This is a genomic window from Hydrocarboniphaga sp., from assembly GCF_965279055.1.
Taxonomy (GTDB): domain Bacteria; phylum Pseudomonadota; class Gammaproteobacteria; order Nevskiales; family Nevskiaceae; genus Hydrocarboniphaga.
The window spans coordinates 1,075,252-1,099,053 of sequence record NZ_OZ257125.1; the positions used below are offsets into that span (position 1 = coordinate 1,075,252).

General features: G+C 58.9%; 20 protein-coding genes and 1 pseudogene. 15 read left to right on the top strand and 6 right to left on the bottom strand.

Annotated elements, in window-relative coordinates:
* Positions 1-222: 222 nt before the first annotated feature.
* Complete coding sequence (locus ACQZF9_RS04980) at positions 223-1,461, bottom strand: outer membrane beta-barrel protein (RefSeq protein ID WP_428313367.1); 1,239 nt, start codon at positions 1,459-1,461, stop codon at positions 223-225.
* 325 nt (positions 1,462-1,786) lie between these two features.
* Here ACQZF9_RS04980 and ACQZF9_RS04985 point away from each other — a divergent pair, with 325 nt between their 5' ends.
* From ACQZF9_RS04985 to ACQZF9_RS05050, 14 genes are all read left to right on the top strand, one after another.
* On the top strand, positions 1,787-2,695 hold the full coding sequence (locus ACQZF9_RS04985; protein ID WP_428312159.1) for an EpsD family peptidyl-prolyl cis-trans isomerase: 909 nt from the start codon (positions 1,787-1,789) through the stop codon (positions 2,693-2,695).
* A complete protein-coding gene (gene epsE / locus ACQZF9_RS04990; protein WP_428312160.1) occupies positions 2,692-3,510 on the top strand; it encodes a polysaccharide export protein EpsE in 819 nt (272 codons plus the stop codon). The genes ACQZF9_RS04985 and epsE overlap by 4 nt, the downstream gene beginning before the upstream one ends.
* A 16-nt stretch (positions 3,511-3,526) precedes the next feature.
* On the top strand, positions 3,527-4,951 hold the full coding sequence (gene epsF / locus ACQZF9_RS04995; RefSeq protein ID WP_428312161.1) for a chain length determinant protein EpsF: 1,425 nt from the start codon (positions 3,527-3,529) through the stop codon (positions 4,949-4,951).
* A gap of 51 nt (positions 4,952-5,002) precedes the next feature.
* Positions 5,003-5,884, top strand: a complete 882-nt coding sequence (locus ACQZF9_RS05000; RefSeq protein ID WP_428312162.1) for a polysaccharide biosynthesis tyrosine autokinase — start codon at positions 5,003-5,005, stop codon at positions 5,882-5,884.
* Between the two features lie 21 nt (positions 5,885-5,905).
* Positions 5,906-6,838, top strand: a complete 933-nt coding sequence (gene xrtB, locus ACQZF9_RS05005) for an exosortase B (protein ID WP_428312163.1) — start codon at positions 5,906-5,908, stop codon at positions 6,836-6,838.
* Entirely contained in the window at positions 6,816-7,514 is a 699-nt protein-coding gene (epsI, locus tag ACQZF9_RS05010; RefSeq protein WP_428313368.1) for an exosortase-associated protein EpsI, B-type, read from the top strand. The genes xrtB and epsI overlap by 23 nt, the downstream gene beginning before the upstream one ends.
* A gap of 147 nt (positions 7,515-7,661) precedes the next feature.
* Positions 7,662-9,200 (top strand): lipopolysaccharide biosynthesis protein, encoded by a 1,539-nt coding sequence (locus ACQZF9_RS05015; RefSeq protein WP_428312164.1) that lies wholly within the window; start codon positions 7,662-7,664, stop codon positions 9,198-9,200.
* Positions 9,201-9,305: 105 nt separating this feature from the next.
* Positions 9,306-10,835 carry a hypothetical protein gene (locus ACQZF9_RS05020; RefSeq protein WP_428312165.1) on the top strand — a complete coding sequence of 510 codons (1,530 nt, stop codon included), beginning with the start codon at positions 9,306-9,308 and terminating at the stop codon, positions 10,833-10,835.
* Positions 10,836-11,078: 243 nt separating this feature from the next.
* On the top strand, positions 11,079-12,146 hold the full coding sequence (locus tag ACQZF9_RS05025) for a polysaccharide pyruvyl transferase family protein (protein ID WP_428312166.1): 1,068 nt from the start codon (positions 11,079-11,081) through the stop codon (positions 12,144-12,146).
* Between the two features lie 142 nt (positions 12,147-12,288).
* Positions 12,289-13,257 carry a glycosyltransferase family 4 protein gene (locus ACQZF9_RS05030; protein ID WP_428312167.1) on the top strand — a complete coding sequence of 323 codons (969 nt, stop codon included), beginning with the start codon at positions 12,289-12,291 and terminating at the stop codon, positions 13,255-13,257.
* 150 nt (positions 13,258-13,407) lie between these two features.
* Positions 13,408-14,556: a glycosyltransferase family 4 protein gene (locus tag ACQZF9_RS05035; RefSeq protein WP_428312168.1), complete on the top strand. Its 1,149-nt coding sequence runs from the start codon at positions 13,408-13,410 to the stop codon at positions 14,554-14,556.
* Positions 14,556-15,626, top strand: a complete 1,071-nt coding sequence (locus ACQZF9_RS05040; RefSeq protein ID WP_428312169.1) for a hypothetical protein — start codon at positions 14,556-14,558, stop codon at positions 15,624-15,626. Before ACQZF9_RS05035 ends, ACQZF9_RS05040 begins: the two co-directional genes overlap by 1 nt.
* A 127-nt stretch (positions 15,627-15,753) precedes the next feature.
* On the top strand, positions 15,754-16,149 hold the full coding sequence (locus ACQZF9_RS05045) for a hypothetical protein (RefSeq protein ID WP_428312170.1): 396 nt from the start codon (positions 15,754-15,756) through the stop codon (positions 16,147-16,149).
* A 47-nt stretch (positions 16,150-16,196) separates the two neighbouring features.
* The gene (locus tag ACQZF9_RS05050) at positions 16,197-16,619 is read left to right on the top strand and encodes a glycosyltransferase (RefSeq protein ID WP_428312171.1); all 423 of its coding nucleotides are present in this window, start codon (positions 16,197-16,199) and stop codon (positions 16,617-16,619) included.
* A 97-nt stretch (positions 16,620-16,716) separates the two neighbouring features.
* Here the strand turns inward: ACQZF9_RS05050 and ACQZF9_RS05055 are convergent, their stop codons facing one another.
* Positions 16,717-17,691 carry a polysaccharide pyruvyl transferase family protein gene (locus tag ACQZF9_RS05055; RefSeq protein WP_428312172.1) on the bottom strand — a complete coding sequence of 325 codons (975 nt, stop codon included), beginning with the start codon at positions 17,689-17,691 and terminating at the stop codon, positions 16,717-16,719.
* A 318-nt stretch (positions 17,692-18,009) separates the two neighbouring features.
* Positions 18,010-18,105, bottom strand: a pseudogene (locus ACQZF9_RS05060) (PEP-CTERM sorting domain-containing protein); the annotation flags it as partial.
* Between the two features lie 717 nt (positions 18,106-18,822).
* Here ACQZF9_RS05060 and ACQZF9_RS05065 point away from each other — a divergent pair.
* Complete coding sequence (locus tag ACQZF9_RS05065) at positions 18,823-19,815, top strand: Ig-like domain-containing protein (protein ID WP_428312173.1); 993 nt, start codon at positions 18,823-18,825, stop codon at positions 19,813-19,815.
* A 7-nt stretch (positions 19,816-19,822) separates the two neighbouring features.
* Here ACQZF9_RS05065 and ACQZF9_RS05070 read toward each other — a convergent pair whose 3' ends face one another.
* The 3 genes from ACQZF9_RS05070 to astB form a co-directional block, all read right to left on the bottom strand.
* Positions 19,823-20,668 (bottom strand): DNA ligase, encoded by an 846-nt coding sequence (locus tag ACQZF9_RS05070; protein WP_428312174.1) that lies wholly within the window; start codon positions 20,666-20,668, stop codon positions 19,823-19,825.
* A 245-nt stretch (positions 20,669-20,913) separates the two neighbouring features.
* Positions 20,914-22,239 (bottom strand): UDP-glucose dehydrogenase family protein, encoded by a 1,326-nt coding sequence (locus ACQZF9_RS05075; RefSeq protein WP_428312175.1) that lies wholly within the window; start codon positions 22,237-22,239, stop codon positions 20,914-20,916.
* 132 nt (positions 22,240-22,371) lie between these two features.
* Positions 22,372-23,727, bottom strand: coding sequence for an N-succinylarginine dihydrolase (astB, locus tag ACQZF9_RS05080; RefSeq protein ID WP_428312176.1), 1,356 nt, complete (start codon positions 23,725-23,727; stop codon positions 22,372-22,374).
* Positions 23,728-23,802 lie beyond the last annotated feature (75 nt).

Here is a 23,802-nt window from a genome sequence, read left to right on the forward strand (position 1 = left end):
GTTGAAGAACTGGGCGTACAAGGCGGATAGGGCTTGGTTTCAGACGTCCGCGATCAGCGGTCGACAGCAACAAAAGGAATGCATCTAGCGTGAGTATAGCGAGATGCTGTTTGACTACCGGGCTGTGACCTTGATATCTGTCAACGTGCTCCGCGCACCCGCTTGGTGCGACGCACCATTTAGTGTCGCCACAATCCGTGCAACACTCGTGATCACCTTATTTCAATAGGAAAGCGCCAGCGACAAGGACGCAGTTGCGTCTTCGTAGTCCAGATTTCGAAGTGCAAAACTGGAATCACGAACGCGCTTGCCGAGCGAGGCAGTTACTGCAATGTATCGGCGAGGAATCCAGTTCGCTTTCAATGAATAGGTGCCAATTCGATCAGTCCGAGCCACATTGGAAGCACTCGCCAACTCTCCGCCGAACTTGTAAACGTTGTAGCCGATTGGAGCGCTTACTGACAGCTTCGGACTGAAAACCCAGGCTGGCGTAAAGGTGTATTCCGATCGGCTGTAATGCGTGAAAATATCTGCCTGATACGGGGTCAATGTACGCATTGCTTCCCCCGTAAATACGAGCTTATCGGTTGCGTTCCACGTGAGTTTGCTGTCTGCGGTCCAGCCTTGGTAATCCCTGCCTGGATTCTGCTCGTGGTCACGCCACAAATAGCCGCCGACCAAGTTCAGTGATACCGTCTGCTGACCGTTTCCCACGAACTGGACTTCGAAGCTGTTCTCTTCGTAGTCGCGTGCCTCCGCAAACTCCGATGTATTTGAGCGCGAGTACTTGCCGTTGGCGTGGCGACCAACGATCTCGATGTTACTGCCTGCGGCGCTGACGTAGCCTAAGCCGCCATCGAAAAAGTTCTGCTCGCTCTTCGGGGTGTCGCTGGTGGCGGCGTCGCTGGAGGTGGTCGAATAGCCGCCTCCGCCGATCAGGTGCCAGCCCCCGTAAGGGTTGGCATTCATCCGCAACCGGTACTCCTGCCGATTCGTTAGATTCCGTCGCGAGGTATCGCGGAAAAAATCATAGTTAGCCGGCGTTTCAGTCCGGCGCCCGGATACGGTGCCCTCGACTCGCGAGGTCAGATGCCAATTCCAGGCGAGGTTGTAGTTTGTGATGCCCCCGTTCAGATAATCGAAGGTCTGATACCAGAGCCGGGTGTAGGAGGCGTCACCCGTAATCTGCTGCTGGGCGTACTGCTGATTTAAGTGCACTGCAGCTGTGGCTGCTTCGGTGAACGCTGAGCGATGATTCTCTCCGATTGCATCCTGAGTGTTGACGTTGCTCGCCAGACGAAACAAATTGTCATCGTAGTAAGTGGTGCTGCTGACGTAAAGCGTCAGTGGATCATCGGGAGTGCCAGACACCTGTGCGACGGATGCCTGGGTAAAAAAAACCAGTCCCAGCAGGCAATAACGCGCACAGCCCATTCGCGCGATGTTCGCGGTAATGCTCATTTCCAATTGACCGTCCCCTTCATCCGGGGGCACGCCCCCGGATCCCTTTAGTTGCCGCGATCGCGACTGCAATCAAGCGGAAGGTAGCATAAGGCGTCGCGCGGGTAGAAAGGCCGCAGACCTTTTCGAGCCCGGCGTCCCAATGGTAAATAGACATCTCAAATCAAGCCATAAGATATCGGCATGGATTTTGGGTACACTTGTGCGGCTGGACCTGATCAGGCCTGCCGTGGGCATCGGCCGTCTTGCTTGTTCGCGATGGTTGCCATAATTGTCGCGCGTCCAGCACTCACACCCTCATCTCAAAAATCAACCCGCAAACGCCATGAAGCCTAGGTCACGCTGCGTCGAAGGCTTAGTCCTGTCCGTTGGTTTGTCGATCTTTTTGGCTGGCTGCGGCCAAAAAAGCTCCGACGCTTCAGCCAGTCAAGTCGTCGCAAAAGTCGGAAATACCGAAATATCGGTATACCAATTGAGTAGTGCGGTCATGCGCCTGCCTCCGGGCGATCCGTCCGAGGTGGAGCAAAAGAAAGCCGAGATTATTCGAGCCCTGATCCAGCAGCAGGTGCTCGCCCAGCAGGCCATCCAGCAGAAGCTCGACCGCACACCTGATGCTGTCGTTCTGCTAGATGCAGCGCGCCTGGAAATGCTGACTCAGCTCTACTTGGCCGATTACGCGAGCCATCTGCAGCGGCCTCAGCAGACCGAAGTGCAAAAGTTCTATCGTGATAACCCCGCGATGTTCGGGCAGAGGCGTTCCTACTTGCTGCTGCAGCTGACACTACCCAAGTCTGCGGAAAAATCGACTCAGGTTTTGACGGACGGCGTCGCGGCGAGCCATAGCCTCGAGGACATCGCCGCCGGTCTCAGGTCGGCCAAGGTCGAACACAGTCTGGAGTTGTTGCGCAAGGATTCGAGCGACCTGGACCCTGATGTTGCCGCCAAGCTGGGGGGGCAGGGTATCGGCGGCGTTGCTTCCGCATCGGTTGATGGTAAGACCGTCGCTTGGGAGATCAAGGAAATGATGGACTCGCCGGTCGATATGGTGACCGCGCAACCGACGATCACGCAGTTGCTGGTGAATAAGTTGACTCAGGCCGCGCTGCCGGCTCAGGTTGATCGTCTGGTGCAGACGACCCCGGTTCAATACGTTGGCGATTTTGCCAAGTACGAGAAGCTCGCGCCGCCTGCGGGTACTTCTTCCACGAATTCGGCCATCGAAGGTGGCAAATGAAAAGCAGTTTGCGTTCGTACCTGGTCCAGGTATTCCTTTTTGCTTGCGCGATGCTGCTCTCTGCGACCGGCGCTCGAGCGGCCGACGGAACCGAATATCGCCTGGCGGGCGGCGACGTGATCAAGGTCTCGGTGTTCCAGAACCCGGATCTGGCGACCGAAACCCGTGTATCGGAAGTCGGCATGATCACCTTTCCGCTGATCGGCGTGATCAAGGTCGGAGGCCTGACGCTGGGTGAGGCCGAGACCGAAATTGCCCGTCGTCTGCGCTCCGGTGGTTTCGTCGCCGAGCCCCAGGTCAACATTTCGATGTCGGCCGTGCTTGGCAATCAGGTTTCGGTGCTGGGACAGGTCAACAAGCCGGGTAACTACCCGCTGTACAACTCCACTCTGAGGCTGTCGCAGATCCTGGCGGCGGCCGGCGGTGTGGCCCAGACCGGTGGCGACATCGTCATCGTCAGCGGCCAGCGCGGCAATCGTCCGTTCCGGACCCAGGTCGACGTCGAAGATCTTTATGTCACCAGCAAGCTGCAGAACGACATCGTCGTGGCGGCCGGTGATTCGATCTTCGTGCCCCGTGCTCAGATGTTCTACATCTATGGTCAGGTGCAGCGCCCCGGTTCCTACATGCTGACGCGCAACATGACCGTCATGCAGGCCCTGGCGCAGGGCGGTGGCTTGACCCAACGTGGTACCGAGCGCTCTCTGAAGCTCTCCCGACGTTCGGTCTCTGGGCAGATGGAAGAAATCAAGCCGAACATGACCGACCTGGTCAAGCCCGACGACGTCATCAACGTGGGCGAGAGCCTGTTCTAGGATCTGTCAGACTTCCATGAATCTCCAACAACTTCTTCCGGTTTTGCGGGCGCGCTGGAAGTTCATCGCGTCGATCTGGATTCTGCTGATCGCTGCGGCCGTCGCGGTTACTTTGCTGATGCCCAAGAAGTATGAGGCCGACGCTGACATCATGCTTGACCTTAAGGCGGCGGATGCCGTGACCGGCGCTTTTGTGCCCGGCATGATGATGACCTCGTTCATGGGTACCCAGATTGATCTGGTAAAGAGCCGCAAGGTTGCTGACAAGGTCATCGACAAGTTGAAGCTCGATCAAAATCCGCAGATGGTCGATGCGTGGCGCAATGCAACCGACGGCGCTGGAGATATCCGTGTTTGGTTGTTCAATACGTTGTCGCTAAGCCTGACTGTGACGCCGTCGCGTGATAGCAATCTGTTCGAGATATCGTTTACTGGTCCCGATCCTCAGGCCGTTTCCGATATCGTCAACACGTACGCGAATTCCTACATGGAGGCGGCTCTCGACATGCGGGTGTCGCCGGCAGGCGAGAACGCGGCCTGGTTCAAGGAGCGGCTTGAGGCCGTGCGCGCCGAGGTCGACCGGGCACAAGTCGCGCTTTCTGATTTTCGTCGTGAAAAGCAGCTGATTGGCGACCCGCGCAGCCGCATCGATTCTGAAACCGCACAGCTCAACGAGATGGCCAACCAATTGACCTTGGCACAGACCACGGGTGCCGATTTGCAGAGCAAGCGGGGCGGCGGTGATCTCTCGTCTTCGCCGGAAGTGATGGACAACGCGCTGGTTCAGAATCTGCGCGTGCAGGTTGCCGAGACGCGAGCGAAACTGCAGGACACTGGCAGCCGTCTGGGCCTGAATCACCCCGAATACAAGCGCACCGCGGCCCAGTTGACCGAGCTCGAATCCCAACTCGGCGCGCAGATGGGCCGTATTCGTTCGAGCCTGTCGATGATGGGCGAGCAAGGTGCGCGCAAGGTTGAAACCTTGAAGAAGTCGATGGAAGAACAACGGCAGACGGTGATCACGCTGAACGCCGACATGGACCGCCTGGGCGTGCTGCAGCACCAACTCGAAGTGGCCGAGGCCTCTTACCAGACTATCTCGCAGCGCTATCTGCAGACCAACTTGGAAAGTCAGTCCACGTCGACCAACATCAGCTTGGTTACACCAGCCTCTCCGCCTTTACTGCCTGCTTCGCCGCGGCCATTGCTCAATATCGCAGTGGCGATTTTCCTAGGCGGCGTTTTCGGTATCGCTGGCGCGTTGGCACTGGAACTGACGGATCGCCGTATCCGCGACGCCGCTGACTTCGAGATTAGTTCGGGCATGCCGCTGCCGTTACTGGGCGTGGTGCCCAACGGCACCAAGCCGAGCAAGCAGGATAGACGGCTGGAGGAGCGTCGCCTCCGCCAAATCAGCGGGCCTACGAGCGCCGCCTCCTGATAGTCGCGGCTAACGATCAGGATTTCCTTATTAAGTGAACAAAGGTGCGCTGTGAGTGACTCTGATTCCCAGCATGGGAATGACATCAAGATCCACCGTCCCAAGGATCGCTCGGTCGCCGCGATCCTGATTGCGTCGGGCCGTCTGACACCCGAAAAATCCGAGGAAATTCTCGAGCGGCAGAAGCAAACCGGGGCCGATTTCAGCGAGACCGGCAAGGCGATGGGCCTGCTGACGCAGAAGGACATTACCTTTGCGTTGTCACGCCAGTTTGAGTATCCGTATCCCATTCTCGATTCCAGCGTCGTCACCAAAGAAGTCGCCGCGGGGCATCGGCCATATTCTCGTCAGATCGAGGCTCTTCGCGGTGTTCGCAGCCGGTTGTTGCTGAACTGGCTGGCCGATTCTCAGTCGGGTAAGGCACTGGCGATTGTCAGCCCGAGCCGCAGCGAAGGCCGGTCTTGGCTGACTGCTAATCTGGCGGTGCTCTTCTCGCAGTTGGGTGAGCGCACGCTGATCATCGATGCCGACATGCGCAATCCTCGGCAGCATTCGATGTTTGGTATCCGCAATCAGAACGGATTGTCGAACGTGATCGCCGGGCTCGCCGGGCTCGAAACGATTTACCAGTGCCCTGACTTCCCGAATCTATCGATCATGCCATCGGGAACTTTGCCGCCGAACCCGCAGGAACTGGTGGGCAAGATCGAATTTGCGATGTTGCTGCAACGCCTGCGCGAAGAGTACGACGTTATTTTGATCGACTCGCCAGCGCTGGAAGATGCAGCCGACGCCGAAGCGATTGCCGCCCGTGCGGGCAGTGCGCTGTTTGTCGCGCGCAAGAACTACAGCAAGCTGTCGCTGTTTGATCAGTACACGACATTGCTGCACCGCTCTTCAGTCGAACTCGCGGGGTCCGTCCTGCTCGACTGACCGCGCGACGGATGAGATGAAATGAGATCAAAGAACAAGACTACGCCCGCGCTCGCCGATCGGTCGGCGTACTCGGCTTGGTTGGGTCCGCAGCAGCTCCCCTGGCTGCTGGTCGGCATCGGTCTGGCCTGCATGTATCTGCCGACCTTCGTGACCCTGTTCCAGACTATCTGGACCAGCGATAAACAGGGGCAGGGCCCCATCGTGCTGGGCCTGTCAGTTTGGCTAGTCTGGCGCAAATGGGGCGAGCTGATCTCGCCCGACTCGAGCGAGCCGGCGCCGCGTTTGGGCTGGACGATCATCGTGCTGGCCGGCGCGACCTACGTCGTGGGTCGGGTCCTGAGCATTCTGCTGTTTGAAGTGGGGGCAATGGTGCCCCTGCTGATCGGCGTCGTGGTGCTGTTGCATGGCTACCGGCGGCTGCGTGTGGTCTGGTTCCCCTTGTTTTTCATGCTGTTCATGATTCCGCTGCCCGCACCGATCATCGACTCGATGACACAGCCGATGAAACTGGCCGTGTCATCGGTCTCCGAGCACATTCTCTACTGGGCCGGTTATCCGATTGCGCGTACCGGCGTGATCCTGCAGATCGGGCAGTACCGATTGTTGGTGGCCGACGCTTGCGCCGGCTTGCATACCCTGTTTGTGTTGGAAGCGATGGGTTTGTTGTATCTGAACGTGGTCCAGTCGAGTTCCGCAATCCGCAATATTGCGCTGGCCATTCTGGTGGTTCCGATCAGTTTCATGGCGAACTCGATTCGCGTGATCGTCCTGATTTTGCTGACCTACTATTTTGGGGATGAAGTCGGGCAAGGATTTTTGCACGGCTTTGCCGGCATGCTGTTGTTCGTCAGCGCGTTGCTGCTATTGATTTTGATCGATTCGCTGCTGCGTGCTGGCTCCGCCGTGATCAGAAAGCCGGCGCGTGCCGATGGTGGTCGCGATGCGCGTTGACACCTTGAGAGGCTTGATTTGCGGCGCTTTGATGACGGCCTTTTCGCTGGCCGCTTGGGCGATGGTGCCGAAGGAGCGGCTCGCCGATATCCTGGGCTCACCTCATCTGGAACAGGCAATACCGCAAACGTTCGGCGACTGGCATGTCGACAAGATATCCCAAGGCGCGGTTATCAATCCTCAAGAAGAGGTTCTGTTGCAGAAAATCTACAAGGAAATGTTGTCACGTACCTACGTCAACTCGAAAGAGCAGATGGTGATGCTGTCGGTTTCGTATGGCGATGACCAGAGCGACGGCCTTGCATTGCATTATCCCGAGGTGTGCTACCCCGCCCAGGGTTTCAAAGTGCTTTCGATCAAAAACGATTCGACGCCGCTATTCGGAAGTCAGCTGCCTTTGCGTCGCCTGGAGACCCTGCAGGGTTCCCAGCGCTACGAGCCCGTTACCTACTGGATGATGCTCGGCGAGCATGCGGCGATTGACAAGTACGCTCGCAAGAAAATCGAGTTCTCCTACGCGTTTCAAGGCGTCAAGGCAGATGCGGTGCTGTTCCGCGTATCGTCGATCGGCAGGGACAGTGCTGAGGCCTACAGGCTGCAGGACCAGTTCATCTCGGAGTTGACGCGTGCCCTGAGCGCCAAGGATCTGAAGCGACTGACGGGCCTGTCGAACTGATCGCGCACTGTGTGTTCGTTGTCGGCAAGCCAACCCCATTCACCATTTACTTCAGCGCAGGGCATTGATCGTCAATGACGAAATCGCAGTGATTGACATGTTTGCACTGAATAATCGCGCTCCTGGCATGTCGAGCGGTCTTTGCTGATGGATCCTGCTTACTCAAAAGCGCAGCTGCGCACCAGCCTGAAGCATTTCGCGACCGGCAGAGCGGTGGGCATGCTGCTCGGTTTCGGCTTGATCATGCTGCTGGTCCGCGCGCTGAAGCCGGCCGAGTATGGCGTCTATGTCGCATTTCTTGCCGCTCTCGAAGTGATACAGCTTTCTTCGAGTCTGGGCCTGACGATCATTGCGCTGCGTTACATCCCGGAGCTGAGATCAAAAGGTCAGGTCAAGGAACTCGGCCATCTGCTGATCAAGATCGTTTCGCTGCGGCTGGCGACCTTGGCGCTGGCGCTGATGCTGGTCTATGTTTTTTCCAGGCAGATTGCCGATGTTTTCGGTTTCGAAGACTACGTATCGACCTTCCAGTTGTACCTCGTCGTCATTTTCTTTGAAGGATCGGCGCGATACCTGGAACTCTGCGAAAACTCGCTGATGATGCAGGGCGTCTCGCAGATATCGATGGTCCTCAGGACGGGTCTGCGCTTCGCGCTGCTGGCGATCGTCGTCTCGCACTCGGCGGGCTCGTCTATCGATTTCCATCATTGGGTTTTGATCGACCTGACCGCGAGCAGCATCGGATGCTGCTTTGCGCTGTACAAGGTTCTGCACCTGGGTGTGACCAGCCGCCGCGCAACCAATGCGCCCAACGCCAGCGACATCGTCCTCACTACCCGCAGGATGTTGCGTTACTCGATCCCGGCGTATTTCGGCCAGATCATCTATCTGAGCTACGGTCCGGACACGATCAAGCTGATCGCCTCCAAGACACTCGGTGCCTTGCAGATCGGCGCCTTCGGTTTTGCGGCCACTTTCGCGACGATGCTGCAGCGTTATCTGCCAGTCTATCTGTTGATCAGCGCGATCCGGCCTCTTTTTGTCGCCGCCCGCGGAAGGCAGGACTATCAGACCCGGCTGCCGTTCATGGCCAACTTTCTGTTCAAGCTGAACATATTCATGCTGGCTCCGGTCGCGGCCTTCATTCTGGCCGGCGCCGAGGAAGTCGCCACGGAACTGACAGGCGGACATTTCCCGGACGCAGGTCTGTATCTGTTCCTGTTCACGCTGATCGTGTTGGCCAAGGCGATGCGTGTCATCGTCGAGATGGTTGCGCAAAGCATGGAGATCGGCGCCTCGACTTTCTTCGCCACGGTGCTGGGTCTCGGCGGCCTGGCTATCGGCACCTACGCCAGTCGCACGATGGGGCCGAGCGGCCTCTGCATAGGCCTGGTCTTCAGCGAAATTTTCTGGTGCATCTGGGTTGGTTACTCGCTCTACCGCATCGGCGTTCCGCTTCAGTTCGACTGGAAAGGAAATCTGCGAGTGATCTTCGCCTCGCTGTGCTCCATCGCGACGGCCAAGGCAGCGCTCGCCGGGCTGCCTGACGGCAAATTAGGTGTAGCTGCCGCCTTTGTCGTATGCGGGATCACCTTCCTGCTGGTGGCCCTGGTTGTTCGACCTTTCAGCGCGGCTGAACGAGACTTGGTCAATAGCCTCGCGAAGCGTAAAGTTTTTTTCTGGTGAAGCAGCCGTGATTTATTACAGCGACGACACTGTTCTATCGCGGACAGCCGTAGATGGCGAGGACGAGGATCGGGGAGGGGTGGTCGCGTGCGCGTAATAGTTCCGTTGATTTTGGCCGTCCTGCTCGTCGGATTGATTGTCGGCGCCGGTTTCGGCGTGCCGCTCGCCGCCGGCTTGGTCTTCCTGGGGGCGATCACCTGGTTCTTGATTGCTTATGGTTTCTCGCCATTCAAGTACGGGGCGCAGGGTTTCTTCTGGACGGCTGTGGCTACGTCTGTCGGCATCGATGCCTTGGGTCTGATCGTTCCGGTGCCGCTGGGTTGGCTTTCCGATGTGGCTCTCTTTTTGTCGCTTCCGTTCATTGTTGCCAGCATTCCGCAAGCATTTAGAGTCTCGAGAATCATGTATTTCGTGACTTGCTGCTTCGCTATCGCGGTCCTTCTCGGATTGATCAGCACGTATTTTTCCGAGTTTACAAATCCGAAAGCAGCGATTTATCAGTTCCTTTACAACGCCAGATGGCCGTTGATGCTATTGATGGGTTTTCGCATCGGCTGGGATCAATACGGTGAGAAACGATTGGTGCAGGTGATGATTGCGTTCGTAATCATCGTATCGTTGTTTCTTGTGCTGCAGTTTGGTGCGCCGGGTACCTACTATCGGCTCTTCGGCAGCCGTCTTTTCGAGGACGGGCACATCGGTAATCCGCTGGTGGGTGGCCACCTCCCACGCGGCACCGGGCCTTTCGTCATTTCGACAATGCTCGCTTACTTTGCGTCGGTTTTCTGTGGTTTTGCATGGGTCCTTGCGTTGCAACGTCGCTCGGAAAAGAAATTACTCGCTTACAGCCTGCCAGTGGTACTCTTTGTTTTGCTGATTCTCAGTGGTCAGCGGCAAGAGACCGCGACTGTGCTCGGCACCTTGGGACTAGTCACCGTTGCATTGAAGGTCAAGAGCCCATTGAAGGCCTTCTTCCTGTCTTTCTCAGTGCTTTTTATTGCCTTCGCGCTGATCGGTCTTCTGCTGGGTCCCAAGCTGCTGCAGATCCTGGGCGAGCAATGGGGTTTTCTGCCTTCCTTCAACCCCATTGAAGCAGCTCGCCCGGTTTTCGTCGGCGACTCCATTCGATTGGCTAATACTTATTTCCCGTTTGGCACCGGGTTTGGAACTTTCGCTGGCAACGGCGCCCGACTTTTCGATCGCAATCTTTATGAATACCTTGGCTATGGCGCGTACTGGTGGTATGCGGCTGATAAGTTTCTGCTCGATACTTATTGGCCCAACTACGTAGCGGAACTCGGTTGGCTCGGTTTTTCGATCTTGTTCCTTATTCCGATCGTTATCTGCTGCTATACCTGGCTTAAAATATTCGATACAACGGACGAAACCCACCGTCGTCTTCGGGCATACGCGTTCATAGGTCAGATTGTTCCATTCGGTATTTCACTGACGTCAGCGCTGTATTCGAGTCCCGGCATGGTCGGCTTCTCAATGGCTCTGTTTGGCATGTCCCTGTCGTACGGCAAAATCGCGAAAGTCGTGGAACGGTCACGAGATCGGCGGCATTCTTCGGTCATAGTGGCGAATGCTGAGCGTGCCGATCGGCGTGTAAAGCCGGGTTTCGTCGGCGCTTGAGGCACTCGGCTCACTGACGGATGGAGACTACTGCGTCCGGATTCGCTTCGCAGCCGTAGGCATAGCGGCACAGAGGCTGCTAGTGCTCTCGCAGCAAGTCGTTCGAATGGGCGAGGCGAATTCCGAGCGGGATCTTTTCAGCAATGAGCTGGCTTCGATGAATAGGGTAAATCGGTTGCGGGACCGTCGTAGAAATATCGTTAAGGAAATTGACGCGGTCTTCGATCGCTGCGCGCCGTGACTATGGAAAACAAAAAGAAAATCTTTTTACCCCTGATTGGCCAATACCACAATATCGGCGACATTATTCTGCGTCGTCCACTGGCGTCTTGGTTACGGCCGGCCGGCGAACTCCATATCTTCGTCGGCAAAGCGGAGCAGGATTATATCGACGGTCTTGGCCTGTTGCCGGAAGACAAAATCTATACTTCCTTTTCTACGTTCTATCGGGCGGCGCTGAAGGCTGCATTAAAAGGGCAGGCTCACTATGTCTTCAAGCCAGGCGAAATTCAGCTGACCGTAGTCGGAATGAAGGAGCATATTGCAGTGCTCCCGTTGGTAATGCTGGTCAGAGCGTTCGGTGGCAGCGTTGCGCGGATCGGGGCGGGTGCCCGCAATTTTCTACCGCTGCCGCGGGCTTTGATGTATCCGTCCAATGCATTGTCCCAGCTGGTTTACTGGCGTGACGGCGTTACCGCTGATTATCTGCAGAAGGGGACCGTCATGCCGGACCTCGCCTTCTGGGAAGGCGCTTACGCAAAGCAGGGATCAGACGACGGGCAGATCCGAGATACTGTCGTCGTGTCGATGCGTGGCGATCGGCCGATGCTGGGAAGCGCCTGGTTGGAAGGCATCACCGCCTTCGCCAAGCAGAATGCCTATCGGATTGAAGTTGTCACTCAGGTCCTGGGAGACGAGGGGCGCGCGCGAGAACTTGCGGCAGCGATGGGCGGCGTTGCGGTCGATTGGGATGGAAATGCTCATGGACCTCAGGAGCAGTTGCTGCGCGCTATCTACGCCCGGAGCGTGCTGGCGGTTAGCGACCGTTTACATGTGTTGATTGCTGCGTATACCGAGGGGGTGGTTCCGGTCGCCCCCGAGACGACGCCGTCCGGAAAAGTCGGCCGTCATTTCGCAGTACTGGATCTGGAGAGCGTGGCGGCCGCCCTTCCAAATCCGACGGCGGCCCGGGTCTGTGAAGTTTTGGAAGCAAGCGTGAACCGCAGACAGCAAACTCTGGCAGCCTTGCCGAAAGCACGGGAAGCCCTTGACGGCGTGCGTCGGGATCTCCTCAGGCTGATCAATCGCTGAGTTCGCCAATCTGTCAGCCTATAGATAACCCAACAGACACCGTGGCGCACATAACTCGCTTCCTTAAATTGGCCAACCAATGAATTCCTCTCGTGTGCGTACCGCTTGGCATGTGGGGCGTGTCGGTGAAGTTGCTGGCGGAATGACACAGGTGGTCAACGGCTACGTGTCATGGTCTTCCTGGAAGTCGTTCAGAATAAAGGTGATCAGTTCGCGAGATGGAAGCAAAAGCGCCAAGGCGCTGATCCTGTTTCTGAAGTCGGTACTGCGTGTTGCGCTGCTGCGGGATCCTGCGGAAAACGTTGTGATCGTACATCTGTCACAGGGGGGCTCGTTCGTCAGAGAAGGGCTGCTGTTGCGCATCGCGCGGGCGCGTGGGTTCGCCACCATTGCGCAGCTTCATGGCAGCCAGTTCGCCGCTTACGCTGCGAAGCATCAGGCGCGCGTACGAGCCGTCCTGGGCGCAGCAACACGGGTGCTAGTGCTGAGTGCCGAGTCCGAACAGGTCGCCCAGCAATTCGTCCCCGCGTCCCGAGTTCGGTTGATTCCAAATGCCGTCGTGACGGGAATCGACCGGCCGAAGCGCCAGATCATCGTTTTTGGCGGCAGTGTTAGCCATCGCAAAGGAGTGGACGTTCTGGTCGAAGCCTGGCGACTGGTGGGCAAGGCTGACTGGGAGCTTGTCATCGCCGGCCCGGTCAAGGACGTAGATGTATATGACAAGGAATTGCCCCACGCGATCTGGCTCGGAGCGATTCCCCATCAGGAGTTGATGCATTGGCTCGACCAAGCGGAGATTGCGGTGCTGCCTTCGCGTGACGAAGCGATGCCGATGTTTATCCTCGAAGCGATGGCCCGCGGTAATTGTGTTATCTCAACGCGAGTTGGCGGCATCCCCAATGTTTTGTCAGAAGGGCGTGGGGTCTTGATCAGCCCAGGCAATGTGCAGGAACTTGCATCGGCCCTGATCGCGACAATGAATGATGCCGGGGCGCGGAGGGCGGTGGCGGAAGCGGGACAAAGGTCTCATCATGCTGCATTCTCAGCCGATGTTATCTATCCGCAATTGGAATCGTTGTGGAGCGAAGCCCTCTGCAAGCGTGACACATGAGGCAAGGAATTCAACGTGGAGGGGCGGCAGTGCACCGATAGATTTCGGACTGCAGCCTTACCAATAACATAAATGGAGTTTCCAGCAGAAAGCTGGCCCCACTCCTTTGATACAACGATAAGCGGCCGTCTCTAATTTCATGGCGACACAATGAGCGGCATTTGTCTGTTCACTCGATCCTGGAAATCCGGGGCGGGCTGGTTCGCGCAAGAACTAGCGCAAGCCCTTGGCGCGCAGGGGGCCGAGGTGGTTTTCGTCGCGCCTCCTGCCGAGCCCGCCAATCGGGAGCCTAGCCATCCTGGCGTACGGCGCGTCAAGCCGCCGCGCGAACTTGTAGGCTCGGCGACGTGGTTGCGGAAATTCGCCGTGTCGTCCGCCAGGGTCGTGCTGAGCTGTTGGGCGGTATTGATGGCACGCCGACGTTGCAAGGTTTTTATTGCGTCGATACCAGAGCCTTTACTGTTCACGATCCCGCTGTTCCTGCTGCTGCGGCTGACGTCGGCTCATGTCATCTATGTCGTACATGATGCGGTGCCCCACGCTTGGAAATTCCGTGGCCCCCTATTGGCAGTCGAAAAATTCGGCCACGCGCTTTCTTACCGACTTGCGTCAACTTTGGTGACATTGACGCAGAGCGCCAAGGACGATCTGGTCAAGATTTTCGGAATCGCTGAAGAAAAAATAAGCATCATTCCCCATGGTGTCTACAAGATAGAAGGATTAGCACCTATCCCGGCAAGCGACACGCTGCTGATTTTCGGAACGCTGAGAAAAAACAAATGCGTGCTGGAGTGCATCGAAGCCATTCAATTGCTCAGATCAGAGGGATACCCGACTAAATTGGTTGTCGCTGGCGCTCCATACAAGAACGAAAAGGAGTACTGGGACGAATGTCAGCGGCGCATACAATGCCGATCAGAGGGAATAGAGGTGCACGCCAGATTTCTGAGCGACGACGATCTGGGGCCATTGTTCAGCCGCATCGATGCCGTGCTGCTGGCTTATCAGGGCTTCAGTTCGCAGAGTGGTGTCGCCGTGCTCACCGCGTTGAGCGGGCGTCCGGTGATCGGCACTTTGGCCGGTGGACTTGGTGAATTGTATCGGCAAGGTATGGCGCTGGAGATCGTTACGGCTCCGGTTGACGTCCAGGCCGTCGTCGACGCTATTAAAAGTTTTTATGCCCGCCCAACGGAAGAATGGCAACGGGCGTCCAATGAGGCCCGAGACAGGCTCGCGGAGCATCTGTCCTGGGAAAATATTGCGAAGCGTTATATAGCTCTGGTTCAGCTTTCCGCGTAATGCTGCAGATCGATACTGCTCAGTTGGGCTCAGGAGGTCTTGTGGACTATCGTCATGTCGTCCGTCTGCTGTTTTCGGCGTTATTCGCCGTCTTAACTTTTACGATCTCGCCAGTGGTATCTGCACAGGGCAAAAATGCTGCGCAAGAAAGCGACCCTGTGCTGACCAGACTCAAGTGCGACACGGTGGACAAAAGCAGCGTCGCAATGTCGTTCGAAGGACTGTCTATTGTCGACGGCGATAGTGATGTTCAGTATTCAAAGATCCAGCTGCTGGGTAAATCTCCCAGCTGCAACCGCCGATCTTTATCCGCTGCCGGCGGCAAGTCAGTTTTCGGTGTGCCGAAGATTGAATACGAGGGCGGAGTCAATAGCGAGCGTTTCGCTAAGGTCATTCCGGAGCCTGGCAATACGGACAACCACGTCCTGCAGTTCTGGTTGCAATCGCCTAACGTTCGCAGCCCTCAGGGGGTTCCGGCAAAAGGTCGGGTTCAGATGGACTTGTACAACAATCGCAATCTGCGCCAGGTGCATTACTCAGTCCGAATGTTTTTGACGAAAAGCTTTGCGCTGCTTAAGGATTATCCTAGCGATATCGATTGGATGACTGTTTCGGAATGGTGGGACAATCCTGCCTGGGGCGGCGGCAAATATCCTTTTCGCATTAGCGTGAACATCACCAAGCCCGATGCTAGTGCCAAGTCGCTGTATTTCGCGGTCAGGGCGCAGACCATGGACAAGGTGGTCAAACATAAAGGCATGGAAGATGTCTGGTTCTCGGTGAACAAAGATTTCGAGATCCCGACCGAGAAGTGGATGACGCTGGACTACTACTGGGTCGAAGGCGACGACAAGACCGGTCAGTTCAAAATGACGGTGACCCCGGAAGACGGAGCAACCAAAACGCTCTTTGCTGAGACCAATTTCACGCATCATCCCGCTGACCCGGCGCCGATAGGTTTAACGCATTTGAATCTGCTTAAGCTCTACACGTCCAGGCAGGTCATCGACTACGTCAAATCGCGAGGCGATGCCTTGAGTGTTTATTGGGATGACCTGCAAATTCAATAGCATCGTTTTTGCCGGTACGGCATTTGCGTAGAGCGGTGAATTGTAAAGCGCTGATTGGATCGGGGAGTAAATGAAGCAAAGGAGAATACTGGCGGTCGCATCCGGTGGGGGGCACTGGGAGCAGCTGATGCAGCTTCGCGACGCGTTTGCCGGGCACGAGGTGCACTACGCGACGACGCTGCCAGGACTGCCGCAGCGTGAGCATCTGGCTGTGTTCACGATCGTTCCCGACTGCAATCGTGATCGAAAGACCGACGCGATACGCTGCCTCTGGTCGCTGTTTCAGCTGATGCTGGCGTATCGCCCTCACGTGGTGATCACCACCGGCTCTCTGCCGGGTGTGATCGCGCTGGCGATCGGCAAGCTCCTGCGCGCGAAAACGATCTGGGTCGACAGTGTCGCCAACGCGGAAGAGTTGTCGATGTCCGGCGGCCAGGCCAGACGATTTGCAGATCTATGGGTATCGCAATGGGAGCACGTCGCCAAGGCCAGCGGCGCCGTCTATGTAGGGTCGGTGCTGTGATTTTCGCGACGGTGGGAACGCAGCTACCATTTCCGCGGCTGCTGAACATGCTGGAAAAAATCGCAGCTGATCAGAAGGTGAGGATCGTCGCGCAGACCGGTGATGCCGGCTATTCGTCGACAACGCTCGAGGCGCATGCTCATCTGGCGCCGCAGGAGTTCGAGCGTTATTTTCAGGAAGCCGAACTGATCGTGGCGCACGCGGGAATTGGCTCGGTGTTGTCGGCTCAACGTAACCGCAAGCCCATCATCCTGTTTCCTCGGTTGGCCAAGCTCGGTGAACATCGTAACGAGCATCAACTCGCGACGGTCAGGCAGCTGGCGGGTAGAGCGGGGTTCTATTCGGCGACGACCGAACAGGAGCTGTCGGAGCTGATCCGGCAGCGTGCGACGTTAGAGATGCCCAATGTCAGGCAGTCGGCTTCCAAGGTATCGTTGATCGAGCATCTCGCAGAGTTTATCGCCGGCTAGTACTCGAGGACTCGCGATGTTGGCCGAGTCCTCGGTGCTTTAAAGCGTGCAGGCCTGACGACGCTTCGCGAACGTAGCGTCGTCAGGCTGAGTGATATCAACTGGCCGTGGGCCAACCGTGCTTTTTCATCGCCGTCGCCAGCAGGCCGAGGATGCGTGCCCGTTCTGCCTTCATGTCCATCTTCGGCGTGATTCTCAGCTTCGCGGCCTGCTGTCCACGCGAGCCGAGGATCGCGAAGAACGGGTGGACGAACTTCTCGAGGAGATCGGCCACCGCCTTTCCGGTGCGATCAGGCTGAGGAAACACGCTGCGCCTTGCGTAGCGTCGCGCCAGGTCGAGCCGGCGATCAAAAACGCGGCGCTCGACCCATAGGCAAGGGATGCCCATTGCCATCGACGGCAGCAGAGCGTGCAGGCGGCTCGTCACAACGATGGCGGCATCCCGGTAGTATTCGTCAAGACGCGCCTGGGCCAGCTTCAATAGCTCTTCGTGGCTCGGCGGATTTGCTGGGTCCTGCGGGATCAGGTGCGAAAGCTGAACAACTGGCAGGCCCTTGAACTCGGTCGGCAGAAGCTTGATCGCTTCCGAACTGGCATCGATCAGATAAATCGCTTTCGGTTTACGCAGGATCTCCGACGACGGCTGGATTGTCAGCGTCATGCATGCGGAGAAATATGCGCCGACGCCATGCTTGTCGAGGAAATCTTTTGTGATCTGATCGCGGCAACCGATTGGCGCAATGCGATCAAGGGCTGCGCGCGAGTTCGGTCTTAAAAAGAGTTCGTAACTGCGTGGGTTAATGTGAATTCCCAAGGGCAGATAGTCGATCTTGGACGACGGCGGCCAAGCTCCATCGGTATGGCAGTACCAGCCCTGGCCGACGATACGTAGCGGTGGCCCATCGTAGGTCGCGAGTTCTTCTCTTTCGAGGAGAAAGCTGTCGCCTTTGATTCCAAGCGCCTGTCTTACAGCGATGGCCTGGACATAATCTCCGATGTTGATTGCATTGCGTTTGGGGCGATGAACTAGAACGCCGTAGGCGGGCGAATCGATACTTGGTCCGTTGGACATTTTGGCTTTTTGTTTGGGTACCCTGAGCGAGATCGGTTATCGACCTCGAAAACTGTGTTCAGCAAGGTCTGTACCAGACGCTCTGCTGTCTTTAATCCGAAGACTGACGGAGGTGCGACGTTTCTAACAAAAACAGCATCACATTAATTCGTGACGGTTCGACTGCCGGCGGACGGATTGTTGCCGGCGCCGCGGCTAGTTGAAAGCTTTTACAGCGGCGCCGGCAGACCATGTTACAAGGGTCTCCGACAGCGATCCAACAAAAAAGGGCGGATGCCATATGGCATCCGCCCTTAGATACTACAGAGCTACAGGAATTTAGCCCTGCAGCTTACGGCGACGAGCAGCGAAGCCGACCAAGCCGAGGCCCAGGCCCATCATCGCGAACATTTCCGGCTCCGGAACGCCCGGGACGGCAACCTTGCCGACTTCGAGGTTCAGAAGCGGCTTGCCCAGAAGCGTGACGCCGACGATCGGCTGGGTGCTCAGGGTGGTCAGCAGGTTCAGGCTGATGACCGGCGTGGTCGGCAGACCGCTGAGGCTCAGGGTGAGGAGGCCCGGGACCGGGATCGTGAGGGAAGACGGCAGGGACTGCGCCGAGGCGCTGCCCGCGTACAGCGAAGCGGCAACCAGCGCGAGGCTGGCGGCGCCCTTGATGGACTTGAACATTTTTGAAGCTCCCGATGAATGTGGTTCGTTAAATACCAGCCATGCAGCGCCAGTCAAAGTTGTGACCTAAAGCTACATCACGATCCTTGTTTAACACGGCCCTGAATCGCGGGTCAACTATGTCGGTTGCTGACCGGCGGTGTAGCCCAAGGGATGAACGGCAGATGGTGCTATGTCGTTCATTTAATTACGCATAGTGACTTGCGAGTCAGACGCCCAGTTCTGCAGGGTTTTCAGGTCCAGGTGATTCGTGGCTCATGTGTGCGCAAATGCTTACACACGATTTTGGGTGCCCAACCGGCGCAGATTCAACTTGGGGTGATGTTTTTTGGTTTGTGGCGCGTAGCCCGGCTATGTAGCATGCGGCTTGCTCCTGCCTCGCGAGGGTCCATTTGATCGGATCACGTGCTGGCACGGTGCCTTGAATAATTTATAGCTGGCCTATCGGGGATAAGTGTCGATATGAAATGGGATCTGCGCTCGGCGTATTGGAGTGTATTGGCTGCGACCGTGCTTCTGGCTGCGTCGGGCTGCGTCAAGACCGACAATGAGGCTCCTGACTCGCCTGCAGAGGTCAAGCTGACCAGCATCGCGGTCACTCCGGCCGCGACCAAGGTCGGCATTGGTGCCAAGCTGACATACGTCGCCACCGGTACTTATTCGGACGCCAGCACCAAAGCGCTGACCGAGGAAGTGGTCTGGTCGGTCGACAACACCTCGTTCGCGACGATCAGCAATGAGGTTGGAAAGCAGGGCGAGCTGACCGGCGTGGCGACGGGGACGGCCACGGTCACTGCAACCGCAGCTGCAACCGATTCGACGCCGGCAATCGTTGGAACCACGACCGTCGAAGTGGTGACGGCCACCCTGTCGTCGATCGAGATCAAGATCGACTCGGAGTTGGGCCGCACGCCGGTTGGCTTCACCACGCATCTGAGCGCGATCGGGCATTACTCGGACGAATCCGAGCAGGATCTGACCCAGAGCGTCACCTGGATGGGCCTGACGCCCGATATCGCGACCGTCAGCGATGTCGTCGAAACCAAGGGCTACCTCACCGGTATCAAGGCCGGCACCGGCCGTATCACCGCGACGCTCGACACCCTCACCCAGGAGGCGCGAGTGGTGGTGTCGAACGAAACCCTGACGACGATTACCATGACCCCGGCAACCACCAGCCTCAGGGGCGGTGCGATGCTTCAGTTCTCTTGCAAGGGTAATTTCACCGGCGGCGGCTACGACAATCCGGAACGCCTGAATCTGACCGACCAGACCGCCTGGGCGTCCAGCGACACCTCGGTGGTCACCGTCAGCAATGATGTCGGCAGCAAGGGCCTGGCCACCGGCGTGTCCGGGCTATTCCCCAGTTCGGCCAACGTCACGGCGACGTATACCGCCCCGGCCGGCAGCAGCTCGGTGGTCGGCACATCGACGGTGACGCGACCGCTGTTCTAGCGCATGGCTACTGCGATTCGCGCACGCGCAGAAAGCGCGCGAATCGCGGCACGCCGGCTTCGGTTTCGCCGTTGTAGGTATAGGTGATGGTGCTGCCGATCGCTGGTGGTTGTCGGCGCTGTGCGTCGCTCAGCCCGCCGCCGACGGCGAAGCGCAGCCCGTCGGCGCGCTGCACCAACAGCGAGCCGGTCATGCCCTCGTATTTGCCTTTGCCCGGCAGGTAGCCGACGACGGTTGCTTCCGCATCGTCGTAAGGCTTGAGTTTGAGCAGATCGCGGCCGCGGCCGGCCGAGTAGAGTGAGTCGCGCCGGTGCAGCATCAGGCCTTCGCCGCCGACCGCGAGGATCGCGTCTAGCCGTGCGTGCAGATCGGCCTGCGAATCGATGCGTGACTGCTCCACGGTTCTGATCCAGGGATCGCCGCAGGCGCCGACGATGGCCGCGATCGCCTTGAGGCGCTCCGCGAAAATGCCCGGACTCTGCGGCAGATCGAAGATCATGTAGCGCAGCTTGCGCCACTGCTCGTCGTCGGGCATTTTCCTGCGCACAGTGGCGGAAGCCTCTTCGAACTTGCCGCGCCCGGCCCAGAGTTCGCCTTCCAGCACCGTTTGCGCCGGCAAATGCGCCGTGAACCATGCGGGCGCTGCGATGACTTGCCCGCTGCGGGTCAGCAATTGCCGGCCGTCCCACCAGGCGCGCACACCGTCGTATTTCTCGCTGACGAAGTAGGCGTCGAGATCAATTGCGTCGCCGAGATGGTAGGTCTCGGCGAGCTGGACAGGCGGGGCGTCGGCGGCGTTCGACGCTGCCGAGATCACGGTGAGCGCGAGTGCAAACGCTAGGGGCTTGAGCATGGCGTTCTGCCGCTGGAATCCAGCGGCAGTGAAGCCTTTAGTCGCCCTTGCGGTCTGCGATGCGGTTCGCGCTTTCGCTGTTGTAGGAGCGGATCCTATCCGCGACTGTGCTGTGAATGTCTCAGTCGCGGATAGGATCCGCTCCTACTGCTGGAAATCGAGAGCGTTGTGTAGGAGCGGGCTTGCCCGCGACTGTACTCTGGACGGGCAGAGTCGCGGGCAAGCCCGCTCCTACAACCGGGTCTTCAGCTCTCGCCACGCCCGATGGCGAAGTACCGGAAGCCGGCTTCCTTGAGCACGCTGGGCTCATACAGGTTGCGGCCGTCGACGATCACCGCGTTCTTCAGCAGCGACTTGAGCCGCGCGAAGTTCGGCGAGTGGAACACGCGCCATTCGGTGACGATCGCCAGCGCGTCGGCGCCGTCGCAGGCGGCCTCCGGCGTGTCGACCAGGATCAGATCGTCGCGCTTGCCGTACAGGCGCTCGCACTCGTGGCTCGCCACCGGATCGTGCGCGCGGATCTTGCCGCCGGCGGCCCAGACCGCTTCCATCAGGTCGCGGCTCGGCGCCTCGCGCATGTCGTCGGTCTGCGGCTTGAACGCCAGGCCCCACAGCGCGATGGTCTTGCCCTTGAGCGAGCCGAGCGATTTCTCCAGCTTGGAGAAAACCAGCGTCTTCTGCCGCGTGTTCACCGATTCCACCGCCTGCAGCAGCTGCGCGTCGAAGTTCGCGCCGCCGGCGGTGTGCACCAGCGCCTTGACGTCCTTCGGGAAACAGCTGCCGCCGTAGCCGCAGCCGGGGTAGATGAAGTGATAGCCGATACGCGGATCGGCGCCGATGCCGACGCGCACTTTCTCCACGTCCGCGCCGAGCGCTTCGGCCAGGTTGGCGATCTCGTTCATGAAGCTGATCTTGGTCGCCAGCATCGCGTTGGCCGCGTACTTGGTCAGCTCGGAGCTGCGCACGTCCATGACGATGAGCTTGTCGTGGTTGCGGTTGAACGGCGCATACAGCGCCTGCATCGCCGCCGTGGCGCGATCAGACGAAGTACCGCAGATGATGCGATCCGGCTTGTTGAAGTCGGCCACCGCGGCGCCTTCCTTCAGGAATTCCGGGTTGCTGACGACGTCGAACGGCACCTCGACGCCGCGCGCCTTCAGCTCGGCGGCCAGCGTCTGCTGCACGCGATCGGCGGTGCCGACCGGCACCGTCGACTTGCTGATGACCACGCGATACTCGGCCATGTACTGGCCGATGGACTTGGCCACGGCGAGCACGTACTGCATGTCGGCGGAGCCGTCTTCGCTGGGCGGCGTGCCGACGGCGATGAACTGGTAGACGCCGTGGGCGACGCCCTCGCTGGCCACCGTGGTGAAGCGCATGCGGCCGCTGCGCACATTGCGCTGGAGCATGTCCTCCAGGCCGGGTTCGTAGATCGGGCATTCGCCGCGGCGCAGCCGCTCGACCTTGGCCGGATCCACGTCCACGCACAGCACATCGTTACCCGCGTCGGCAAAACAGGCCGCCGTGACCAGGCCAACGTAGCCCGAGCCGAAAATGGTGATATTCAAAGCGATCCCTTGGAGTTTTGTTGATAGCCCGATTTTACGGGTAATCGGGGTCTAGCAAGTTACTTGCCGGCCGTTCGCCTCCGAACGCCCGCCGCGGGGGACATTTTGCCGCTTTGGATACTTTGGGGCATCTCAGCGCTGAAACTCGTAAATGCTGCCCAGCCCGAGGATCTGCGTCAGCCGGTCGAGTGCGGTGCGGCTTTCGTCCAGCAGCTGCGGGTCGGCGAGGTCGGCCAGCACCAGGCGGTCGCGATAGTGCTGTTGGACCCAGCCGACGAGTTCGGCGTGGCGCTCCGGCGTCAGCCAGCTGTTGGCGTTGACGGCGGCGCGCTCGGCCTCGGTCAGCACCACTCGCAAGCGCAGGCAGGCCGGGCCACCGCCGTTGCGCATCGATTGGCGCAGGTCAAATACCTGCACCTGGCTCAGCGGGTTGGCGCGGTCCTCGATCAGTTGCTCGATCTGCGCCCAGACGCGCGGGTTTTCCTGGCATTCGCTGCTGACCACCAGGCGCATGCTGCCGTCGGGCGGGCAGATCAGCTGGCTGTTGAACAGGTAGGAGCTGACCGCGTCCTCGACGCTGACGCGGTCACGCGACACCTCCAGAAACACCGGCGTGCGCGAGCCGCGCCACTGCGCGCTGATCCAGTTGCGCAGACCGTCGGCATCGACGAACGCGTCCTGGTGATACAGCAGCACCTCGCGATTGCCGACCGCGATCACGTCGTTGTGGAATACGCCCTGGTCGATCACGTCCGGATTCTGCAGCTGCTGGCGTGTGCTGCCGGTGCTCAGCTCATGCAGACGCGCCAGCGCTTCGCAGGCGGCGCGCGTCTGTCGCGCGGGGAATTTGCCGGGTGCGGGTTCGTCGGCATTGCCGGCGCCGTAGACGAACAGCTCCAGGCCGGGCTCGCCATATTCGCCGCAAAGCCGCGTGTGATTCGCCGCGCCTTCGTCGCCCATCGCCGGCGTCGCCGGCAGCGCGTCGTGATGGGCAAAGTGCGCGGCGTCGGGGAAGGTGGCGCGCAGCACGCGGCCGCTGGTTTCGGGCTCGAACGAGCGGTGCAGGTTGCTGCACAGATTGGCCGGCGTGAAGTGCAGCAGGCCGTCGGCGGTGTCCGCGCTCGGCGAAACGGTGCCGGCGTTCGCCGTCCACATGCTCGACGCCGAACTCACTGCGGCCAGCAGGCCCGGTGCTTCGCGCGCGACGCGCTCGAGAACCTGCCGGTCCTTGCCGTTGTAGCCGAGCCGGCGCAGCGCCGGCAGGTTGGGCCGCTCCTGCGGCGGCAGTACGCCCTGCGCCATGCCGATGTCGTGCAGCGCGCGCATTTTCGCCAGGCCCTGCAACGCGGCTTCGCGCGGATTCGACGGCAGATCGGCGTTTTTCGCGGCCGCGAGATTGCCCTGCGCCAGGCCGGCGTAGTTGTGCGTGGGGCCGACCAGGCCGTCGAAGTTGGCTTCGACGGCGGGAGTGTGGGGAGAACTTGTCATGCTTGGATTCCAGCCAATGCTGTTCCTCTCACCCCTTGTGGGAGAGAGTGGCCCGCAGGGCCGAGTGAGGGGTTG

What these genes read in the sequence shown, in the direction of transcription:
- ACQZF9_RS05025 (WP_428312166.1), top strand. Translation starts at nt 11,079, where the DNA reads ATGGAAAACAAAAAGAAAATCTTTTTACCCCTGATTGGCCAATACCAC.
- ACQZF9_RS04985 (WP_428312159.1), top strand. Translation starts at nt 1,787, where the DNA reads ATGAAGCCTAGGTCACGCTGCGTCGAAGGCTTAGTCCTGTCCGTTGGT.
- ACQZF9_RS05055 (WP_428312172.1), bottom strand. Translation starts at nt 17,691, where the DNA reads ATGTCCAACGGACCAAGTATCGATTCGCCCGCCTACGGCGTTCTAGTT.
- epsI (WP_428313368.1), top strand. Translation starts at nt 6,816, where the DNA reads ATGGTGGTCGCGATGCGCGTTGACACCTTGAGAGGCTTGATTTGCGGC.
- ACQZF9_RS04980 (WP_428313367.1), bottom strand. Translation starts at nt 1,461, where the DNA reads ATGAGCATTACCGCGAACATCGCGCGAATGGGCTGTGCGCGTTATTGC.
- xrtB (WP_428312163.1), top strand. Translation starts at nt 5,906, where the DNA reads ATGAGATCAAAGAACAAGACTACGCCCGCGCTCGCCGATCGGTCGGCG.
- ACQZF9_RS05065 (WP_428312173.1), top strand. Translation starts at nt 18,823, where the DNA reads ATGAAATGGGATCTGCGCTCGGCGTATTGGAGTGTATTGGCTGCGACC.
- ACQZF9_RS05035 (WP_428312168.1), top strand. Translation starts at nt 13,408, where the DNA reads ATGAGCGGCATTTGTCTGTTCACTCGATCCTGGAAATCCGGGGCGGGC.
- ACQZF9_RS05050 (WP_428312171.1), top strand. Translation starts at nt 16,197, where the DNA reads ATGCTGGAAAAAATCGCAGCTGATCAGAAGGTGAGGATCGTCGCGCAG.
- ACQZF9_RS05070 (WP_428312174.1), bottom strand. Translation starts at nt 20,668, where the DNA reads ATGCTCAAGCCCCTAGCGTTTGCACTCGCGCTCACCGTGATCTCGGCA.
- epsF (WP_428312161.1), top strand. Translation starts at nt 3,527, where the DNA reads ATGAATCTCCAACAACTTCTTCCGGTTTTGCGGGCGCGCTGGAAGTTC.
- ACQZF9_RS05045 (WP_428312170.1), top strand. Translation starts at nt 15,754, where the DNA reads ATGCAGCTTCGCGACGCGTTTGCCGGGCACGAGGTGCACTACGCGACG.
- epsE (WP_428312160.1), top strand. Translation starts at nt 2,692, where the DNA reads ATGAAAAGCAGTTTGCGTTCGTACCTGGTCCAGGTATTCCTTTTTGCT.
- ACQZF9_RS05015 (WP_428312164.1), top strand. Translation starts at nt 7,662, where the DNA reads ATGGATCCTGCTTACTCAAAAGCGCAGCTGCGCACCAGCCTGAAGCAT.
- ACQZF9_RS05040 (WP_428312169.1), top strand. Translation starts at nt 14,556, where the DNA reads ATGCTGCAGATCGATACTGCTCAGTTGGGCTCAGGAGGTCTTGTGGAC.
- astB (WP_428312176.1), bottom strand. Translation starts at nt 23,727, where the DNA reads ATGACAAGTTCTCCCCACACTCCCGCCGTCGAAGCCAACTTCGACGGC.
- ACQZF9_RS05030 (WP_428312167.1), top strand. Translation starts at nt 12,289, where the DNA reads ATGACACAGGTGGTCAACGGCTACGTGTCATGGTCTTCCTGGAAGTCG.